We start from the raw sequence: 6,931 nt of genomic DNA, 5'->3' as shown, positions 1-6,931 counted from the left end.
AAGGGCGCGAACTCTGGCGGCAAAAAATGCTCGAACACCCTCAAGAAAGCTGGGTTAACAGTGGTTCCCGGTTCCAAATCAAGTTTTTCTTTTTTGGCGACTTAGAACCCGCAGAACGGCTGAAGCTATTGGAACACCGCTTGCGAGCCTGTTACACCCGGCAAGACTACATCGAAAGCCTCAAGAGCGAATATCCACTAACCGACGACTATCAATTCGCCTCTCGCGATCGCTGCAAGTCAGTGCTGGCGTCAGAGATAGAGTGGTTAACCGAGCAGCTAGCCAAGGAAAAAAGCGCGATCGCCGGAATGCGTGACTCCCCAACCTCCCCTGAATCTGCCGCCGACTCCAAGGGAAAATCCTTCCAACTCACCCATTCAGGTGAGTCATAAGAAGGATGTGTAATCTGCCCTCGATAGCGTAACTTTTGAGAGATAAAAAACAACTTTCCTAAAAATAATCCCTCCCTAGCTTGGCTAACTGCGATCGGCAGACTAAAGCGCTTCACATACCCCAACCCCATCAAAAAGGGAATTTCCAAATTCCATCCTGTTTAAAATCGCTTGTGCTTATTCCCCCTGCTGTTTGAGGGGGCACCGGAGGAATCTTTAATTCCGCCAAAGTCTCAGTAAGTCAGATGTTAAAAAAAAATCTAAGTGGTGCTGCCCATGAGTTATTCTAAATCCCCAGAATCCGTCGTTGAAGCCCAAGAGCAAAAATCTCCCACACCGGAACTGCACCCAACCGATGCAGACAGCGAGCAACTGCAGGATTCTGCGGCCGTTGCAGATCGCCCCGAACCTGTGGCTAAACCACGATCGCGCTGGCCCCTAATTGCCACGATCGCGATCGCCACAGGCGCAGCAGGTTTCGGCTGGTACTCGTGGCAATCGGGTCATAATCGCGCACAGCAACCGGCAGCAGCAGCCCAACCCCCAGGCATACCAGTCAAGCTCGCAGCCGTACAAACCAGCTCAGTCCAAGATTCCTCGGAATTTGTCAGCAGCTTAGAAGCCAAGCGTTCGGTAGAAATCAAACCCGAAGTAGAAGGGCTAGTCACGGAGATTTTTGTCAAATCCGGGGACTTCATAAACAAAGGGCAAGCCATCGCTCGCATGAAAAGCGACAGCGCCCAAGCTGACTTGAGGCAATCCCAAGCCAACCTGATCCGCGCTCAATCCCATTTAGCCGAATTGCAAGCAGGAGCAAGGCCCGAAGAAATCGCCCAAGCTCAAGCCCAAGTGGCCCAAGCCCAAGCTAACCTCGCCCAACTGCGATCGGGCTCTCGGCCAGAAGAAATTGGTCAAGCCCAAGCCCGCGTTAGCCAAGCTGAAGCCGACCTCGCCGATGCCCAAACAGGTAGTCTCTTAGAAGACATCGCCCAAGCCAGAGCGCAAATAGAAGCAAGCACTGCCGAAGCAAAGTTAGCCACCCAGCAGCTTACCAGATATCAGGCCTTGGCAAGAGAAGGCGCAGAATCCGCGAACACCCTCGAGGAATACACCCAAAAAGCAGGCACAGCCAAAGCCAACCTCCGAGAAGCTCAAAGGCGGTTAGAGCAGCGACAAAAGAACAGACAAGCCGAGATCGAGCGCCGGACAGCAGCCTTGCAACAGCAGCGGCAAGCTTTGCGGCAATTGCAAAACGGTTCGCGCCCAGAGGAAATAGCCAAAGCCGAAGCAGAAGTCGCACAAGCCAAGAGCAGATTAGCGCAGTTAGCCAACGGTACGCGCCAAGAACAGGTCGATCAAGCTGAAGCACAAGTGGCCGAGGCCGCCGCTCAAGTGCGCGGCTTTGAAGTACAACTGCAAGAAACTGCCGTCATCGCCCCCTTCGCGGGAGTCATCGGCGACATACCAGTGAAAGTAGGTGATTACTTACAAAAAGGTAATCCGATCGCCACTTTGACTGAGAACCAATTGCTAGACTTGCGGTTATCAATTCCTTTGGAACGGATGCCTCAATTACGCTTAGGGCTGCCAGTACAAATGCTCGACGCTCAAGGTAAGGCGATCGCCCAAGGTCAAATCAGTTTTATCTCCCCAAACGTCAGCGCCAATTCCCAAACAATTTTAGCTAAAGCCACCTTTCCCAACCCCAGCGGCGAACTGCTTAATCTCCAGTTTGTAAAAGCTAAAGTCATCTGGAAACAGAACCCCGGAATTTTAGTTCCAGTAACAGCAGTCACTCGCTTAGGTGGAGAAACTTTTGTCTTCACAGCTCAAAAGCCGGAACAGCAAAAACCTGGAATGCTACCTTTAGTAGCGCACCAAAAAGCCGTGAAATTGGGAGCGATTGAGGGAAATAATTATCAAGTTATCGAAGGTTTACAAGCCGGCGAAAAAATTGTTACCGCAGGCATCCTTAACCTGACAGACGGTGTTCCGATTATGGCTCAAGAGGAAGGAAAAGGAGCAGGAGAAAAATTACCAGTAGGAAGCAAAAAATAAGGTATGTTGTTTCGCTTGTGCGCTCTTGATTCACCTCTTAAGAGCGCACAAGCGAAACTAGGTACTTTATGTGAAACTACTTGATTCTCAGCTATTAAAAAAGGGGAAATTTTAATTTTTGACGTAAATCTAATTAGGAATTAGAAATTACGAATTATCAACTAACAACTACCCATTACCCAAATAATGTTTGCAGATTTCTTTATTAAACGACCAGTCTTTGCTAGCGTCTGCGCCTTAATTATTATCTTGGTAGGCGCAATCAGCATCCCCAGCATACCTATCGAGCGCTTCCCCGACATTAGCCCTACCCAAATCAACGTCACAGCTAACTATAGCGGGGCGAGTGCTGAAATTGTCGAAAATGCCGTTACCAACATCCTAGAAAGGCAAATCAACGGGGTTGAAGGACTAAAATATCTAACTTCCAGTAGTAGTAACGATGGCACTAGCACCATTACAGCTACCTTTGATTCCTCGCGCAACAAAGACATTGCCGGCGTCGATGTTCAAAATCGAGTTGCAGTTGCTCAGCCACAACTACCAGATGCCGTACAACGCACAGGAGTTAGAGTTACAAAACAATCTACAAGTCTCCTATTAGCGATCGGTTTATTTACCGAAAATAAAGAATACGACACCATATTTTTAAGCAACTACGCTGACCTATATTTAGCAGATGCTTTAAAGCGGGTAAAAGGTGTTGGCGACGTGCGAATTTTTGGGGAAAGACGCTATGCAATGCGTTTATGGATAGACCCCAATAAATTAGCAGCTCGCCGTCTCACAATGCAAGATGTAACGAGGGCTCTCAACGAACAAAACTTGCAAGTTGGCGCTGGGAGAGTTGGTCAAGAACCTGCTCCTCAGGGACAAATGTATCAAATTGACTTGCGTGCTGAAAGTCGCCTCAAAGAACCAGCAGAATTTGAAGAAATCGTCCTCAAAACAGAAACAAATGGAACGTTAGTTAAATTAAAAGATGTGGGGAGAGCAGAACTAGGGGCAGAGAATTACAGCTCATTTCTGCGATTTCGAGGCAACGATGCAGTAGGTTTAGGGATTTACCAACTGCCTGGAAGTAATGCTTTGAATGTTGCCCATGCTGTCAAAACAGAAATGGAAAAACTAGCGGTTGCTTTCCCTCCGGGGTTGATACATAGAGTAGCACTTGACACGACTTTGTTTGTAGAAGAGTCGATGGCAGAAGTAGTCAAGACATTATTTGAAGCAGTCTTGCTAGTGGTGATAGTGATTTTTGTTTTCTTGCAAGACTGGCGCACAACTATTATTCCTATCATCACAATTCCAATTTCTTTGATTGGGACGTTTGCCTTTATCAAAGTTTTTGGATTTACGATTAACAGTTTATCTCTGTTTGGTCTGACATTAGCGACGGGATTAGTGGTTGATGACGCTATCATTGTAGTAGAAAATATTGACCGCCTGATCCGCCAAGGTATGAATGCCCGCGAAGCGGCTTTTGAGTCAATGCGGGAGCTTTTTAGCGCTGTGATTGCCACTTCTTTAGTGTTGATGGCAGTGTTCGTGCCCGTGGCATTTTTCCCCGGAACTACGGGAGCGCTTTATAAACAATTTGCGCTGACAATTGCTTTTTCAGTATTGCTTTCTACTTTTATTGCTATTACTCTCACGCCCTCACTTTCAGCTATATTGCTGCGTCGAGGACCGAAGTTTGGGGGACAGCTGGGTTGGGTTTTTGACAGGTTTAATGGAGTTCTCGATTGGGTACAGCGGCAATATCGGAAATCCTTAATATTTCTCACAGGAATTAAGACTATTGTCACCCTCGTGTTCATCGCTTCTCTGGGAGTAACAGCTTGGCTTTATTTATCAGTGCCCACAGCATTTATCCCGGAAGAAGACCAGGGCTATTTCATGACAATTATTCAAGGGCCCCAAGGTGTTTCGCTGCAATACACTCAGAAAGTAATGGATCAAGTGGAACAAGAAATCCTCAAACTTCCTGAAGTTGTCGGGACTTTTTCAGTGGGTGGATTTGGTTTTAGCGGTAGCACTTCTAATCAAGGCATTATATTTACTACACTTAAAGCCTGGGAAGAACGTCACGGAGAAGATCAAACTGTACAAGCGATTATTGGTAAGTTGCGGGGTAAGTTTTTCTCGATTCCCGAAGCGAGAATTTTCCCAGTGAATCCGCCGGCTATTCAAGGTTTAGGTCAATTTGGGGGTTTCCAATTTCAATTGCAAGACCGCAAAGGTAACAGCGGTTTAGATGGCTTAGTCCAGACTATGGGCGGGATTTTGAAGCAGGCAAATCAGACACCGGGATTGCAAGCGGTATTTAGTACATTTGCAGCGAATACGCCTCAGTTAATTGTGGAGGTTGACCGCAATCGAGCTAAGGCTCTAGATATTCCCATTAATGATGTTTTCAGTACGTTACAAACGGCTCTAGGTGCTCAGTATGTGAACGATTTTAACCTCCAGCAGCGCAATTACCGGGTGTATGTTCAGGCGGATAAACAGTTTCGTGATAACCCTGAAGATATTGGAAAATTGTATGTGCGTTCTGGAAAGAATGAAATGATTTCTTTGAGCAATTTGGTGAAGATAACTCCGGTGGTGGGGGCACAAACTGTTAACCACTACAATTTATATAGGTCAATTGAAATTACTGGCTCTCCGGCTCCGGGAGCGAGCTCTGGACAGGCGCTAAAATCGATGGAAAAGGTGTCGGCTCAAGTTTTGCCGTCGGGTTTTGGCTATGAATGGTCGGGGAGTTCTTTAGAAGAAATTGAATCGGGGGGTCAAGCACCGATTATTTTTGGTTTGGGGCTGATTTTTGTGTTCTTGGTGTTGGCGGCTCAATACGAAAATTATGTCGATCCTTTCATTATTTTGCTATCGGTGCCTCTGGCGATTTTAGGGGCTCTTTTAGCTCAGTCGTTGCGGGGTTTGGCGAATGATGTTTATTGCCAAATTGGTTTGGTGATGTTGATTGGATTGTCTAGTAAAAATGCGATTTTAATCGTGGAGTTTGCGAACCAGTTACGAGAGCGGGGATATCCAATTGCTAAGGCGGCAGTTGAGGCTTCTCAAGAGCGTTTACGACCGATTTTGATGACTTCTCTGGCTTTCATTTTGGGTATTGCTCCTCTGGTTAACCCAGAAGGTGCGGGTGCAGCGAGCCGCCGATCGCTAGGGAATGCGATCGCCGGAGGGATGGTTGTTTCTACTGTCTTGAGTTTGTTTATAGTGCCGGTTCTGTATGTGGTGGTTGTCTCGGCTCGCGATCGCTTTAAGAAGCGCGATCGCCCGCAAAATCCGCCCGAGGATGGCACAATTTTGAACGGGAAAACAACTCACCACGAGGAGATTGAACGCGATAAAGTATCGCCGTTGTAGTTGGTAATTAGTTCCTTGAACTATCCCGTTACTGGCTCTTTCTTCAAAATAGGCGACTATCTGTGTTACCGACTTTTTGATTGTTGCGACGCTGTGCGGCCAATCTCGGAGGATATTTTTTGTGGAGGTAGCTATCTGCCGATCGCACCTCATCGTGCAATAATGATATGACTTGCACAAAAACTCTATTAGTAGGTAAATCTTGCCTACCTTACCGCTACATATAGCGTCTCAACTGTCAACCCGTGCAAGTTACCAATTAAACCGGCTGTTGCACTACACAAATTTTTCCTAATGGCTGAAGTCCCCCTAAATCCCGCAGAACTTGCAGAAGCCCTCAACGGCTTTACCGACATCAACTTCCAATTACCAGACCCCGAAGACGAACAAATACCAGAGTTTGATTTTGAAAATCAGGTTGACAATGCCTGGAAAGTGTGCGATCGCTTCGACTTGCAAACCGACATTTGGCGGGGACGAATCCTCCGAACAGTCCGAGACAGAGAAAAAAAAGGTGGCGAAGGACGGGGCACAGGGTTTTTGAACTGGCTCAAAGAAAGAGAAATTGGCAAAAGTCAAGCCTATTCTTTGATAGAATTAGCTAATAGTGCCGACACTCTGATCCAGCAAGGAGATTTAGACCCCAATTCCATTAGAAACTTCAGCAAACGAGCCTTTGTAGAAACGGCTAAAGCATCTCCCGAAGTGCAGCAAATGGTAACAGATGCCGCAGCAAGTGGCGATCGCATCACCCGCCGCGAAGTCAAACAACTCTCCGACGAATGGATGGCAATGAACTCAGATTTATTGCCAGAAGAAGTCAAAGAAAAAGCATCTACCGGTTCTCTACCTTCCCGCTACCTCGCTCCTTTAGTCAAAGAAATGGAGAAACTCTCTCCATCTCACCAAAGCGAAATTCAAAAAGAAGTAGCAGAAAATCCCGACGTAGATACTGTCAAGCAGCTAACTTCCGACGCCAAGAACTTATCAAAATATCTCGACGCCGCCGCCCAAGTGCAAGCTCTCAATCAGTCTCACTTAGACATGGAAATGGCCTTAGAAGAATCTTTGCGAGTAGGCTGTTTGGGAAC

Annotated in this window: 3 protein-coding genes and 2 pseudogenes; 4 read left to right on the top strand and 1 reads right to left on the bottom strand. The window is 46.9% G+C overall.

Translation table 11 applies throughout. The annotated features are described in order from the left end of the window. From QUA38_RS20210 to QUA38_RS20200, 3 genes and pseudogenes are all read left to right on the top strand, one after another. Positions 1 to 392: pseudogene (locus tag QUA38_RS20210) on the top strand (PadR family transcriptional regulator); the annotation flags it as partial. Positions 393 to 668: 276 nt separating this feature from the next. Beyond that, a complete protein-coding gene (locus QUA38_RS20205; protein WP_333164846.1) occupies positions 669 to 2,450 on the top strand; it encodes an efflux RND transporter periplasmic adaptor subunit in 1,782 nt (593 codons plus the stop codon). Positions 2,451 to 2,636: 186 nt separating this feature from the next. Continuing rightward, the gene (locus QUA38_RS20200; RefSeq protein ID WP_333164844.1) at positions 2,637 to 5,840 is read left to right on the top strand and encodes an efflux RND transporter permease subunit; all 3,204 of its coding nucleotides are present in this window, start codon (positions 2,637 to 2,639) and stop codon (positions 5,838 to 5,840) included. Between the two features lie 54 nt (positions 5,841 to 5,894). Here the strand turns inward: QUA38_RS20200 and QUA38_RS20195 are convergent. Next, positions 5,895 to 5,993 (bottom strand): annotated as a pseudogene (locus tag QUA38_RS20195) (hypothetical protein); the annotation flags it as partial. Between the two features lie 141 nt (positions 5,994 to 6,134). Between QUA38_RS20195 and QUA38_RS20190 the strand changes: the two are divergent. Continuing rightward, positions 6,135 to 6,931, top strand: a 797-nt coding sequence (locus QUA38_RS20190; protein WP_333164837.1) for a hypothetical protein, incomplete at its 3' end; no start/stop codon positions are given.

The sequence above is a fragment of the Microcoleus sp. Pol12B4 genome (assembly GCF_036701385.1).
Lineage (GTDB): Bacteria > Cyanobacteriota > Cyanobacteriia > Cyanobacteriales > Microcoleaceae > Microcoleus.
This window is presented reverse-complemented; position numbering and strand designations above follow the sequence as displayed.

Coding starts and splice junctions, on each gene's coding strand:
- QUA38_RS20205 (WP_333164846.1), top strand. CDS start 669: ATGAGTTATTCTAAATCCCCAGAATCCGTCGTTGAAGCCCAAGAGCAA.
- QUA38_RS20200 (WP_333164844.1), top strand. CDS start 2,637: ATGTTTGCAGATTTCTTTATTAAACGACCAGTCTTTGCTAGCGTCTGC.